Genomic DNA, 1,615 nt, shown 5'->3' with positions numbered 1-1,615 from the left:
TCATTGATGTCGCTGCACTATGAGCGCATACTTATCAGGCTAAGTATCTGCTTCTCGTGCTTTGCCGCCCCTTCAAACGCCCTGCTGACGAATAAAGAGACGCAAAGCAATCACTTGCTTAATCGGTAATTTATGACCTCGGCACCACAACCTGTTAACTGGAAAAGAAACCTATTTGTCACCTGGTTAGGCTGTTTTCTAACCGGTGCTGCATTTAGTTTGATCATGCCATTCTTGCCATTGTATGTGGAGGAGTTAGGCGTGAGCGGTCACCAGTCATTGAATATGTGGTCCGGTCTGGTATTCAGCATTACTTTTCTGTTTTCTGCCATTGCCGCCCCCTTCTGGGGGAGCCTCGCTGATCGTAAAGGGCGGAAAATCATGCTATTACGCTCAGCGTTAGGCATGGGGATCGTGATGGTTTTAATGGGTATGGCGCAAAATATCTGGCAGTTTCTGGCATTACGTGCACTGCTGGGACTACTGGGTGGTTTTATTCCAAATGCCAATGCACTGATCGCCACTCAAGTACCGCGCAACAAGAGTGGCTGGGCTTTGGGGACGCTCTCAACCGGTGGGGTGAGCGGTGCATTAATCGGGCCACTGATCGGCGGGTTGTTAGCGGATAACTATGGCCTGAGACCGGTATTCTTTATTACCGCGGCGGTGTTGTTGCTCTGTTTTGCCCTAACCTGGCTGTATGTCAGGGAGCAGTTTGCACCGGTACTGAAAAAAAACATGCTTAACGGGCGGCAAGTATTTAACTCCCTGAAGAACCCGAAGTTAATCCTGAGCCTGTTTGTCACCACCATGATAATCCAGATTGCTACTGGCTCAATTGCGCCGATCTTGACGCTGTATGTGCGCGAACTGGCTGGTGATATTCATAATTTGGCTTTCGTCAGCGGCATGATTGCGTCAGTCCCAGGGGTTGCTGCATTGATGAGCGCGCCGAGATTAGGAAAACTGGGTGATAGAATCGGCCCGGAACGCATTCTGATTGCCATGCTGGCTCTGTCAGTGCTTATCTTGATCCCGATGGCTTTCGTGCAGACTCCATTGCAATTGGGTATTTTGCGCTTCTTGCTGGGGGCAACGGATGGTGCATTGCTCCCTGCGGTGCAGACGTTACTAATTTATAACTGCACCAATCAAGTGGCTGGCCGGATTTTCAGTTATAACCAATCGTTTCGTGATGTCGGTAATGTCAGCGGCCCGCTACTCGGGGCTGCGGTCTCTGCCAGCTATGGTTTCCGCGCTGTATTCTGTGTAACTGCCTTGGTGGTACTATTTAACGCGATCTATTCTTACTGGTGTTTACAGCGCCAGCCCTTAAAAGCACGGCAACGTGAGGTTCAACAACAGCAAGATAGCTAAAGATTAGAGGGGTAACCCACCCGGCGGGTACCCGCATAAACCATCCTAAATCCCTAAACAAAAGCACGTATATTCCTGCTCTTTTCTGCCCGAATCCTCCTGAGATGCACTGACAAAAGCCCCATCAAACGTTAATCCCTCGCCAAGTTGCTGTTTATTGTGTTTTTATGCGAAAATTTTTTATTCCAGCACTCTCTCATGTCAAAATAGCCATAGCATATTGATTTAACTTATTGAT

1 protein-coding gene is annotated in these 1,615 nt (G+C 48.7%); it reads left to right on the top strand.

The annotated features are described in order from the left end of the window. The first annotated feature begins 132 nt into the window (after positions 1-132). Positions 133-1,377: a multidrug efflux MFS transporter MdtG gene (gene mdtG, locus V1952_RS21720; RefSeq protein ID WP_420075536.1), complete on the top strand. Its 1,245-nt coding sequence runs from the start codon at positions 133-135 to the stop codon at positions 1,375-1,377. The last annotated feature ends 238 nt before the right edge of the window (positions 1,378-1,615 follow it).

The sequence above is a fragment of the Yersinia sp. 2542 StPb PI genome (genome assembly GCF_048593855.1).
GTDB lineage: Bacteria > Pseudomonadota > Gammaproteobacteria > Enterobacterales > Enterobacteriaceae > Yersinia > Yersinia enterocolitica_E.
Note: the sequence above shows the minus strand (reverse complement) of the source record. Positions and strands in the feature narration are given on the sequence as shown.

Coding starts and splice junctions, on each gene's coding strand:
- mdtG (WP_420075536.1), top strand. CDS start 133: ATGACCTCGGCACCACAACCTGTTAACTGGAAAAGAAACCTATTTGTC.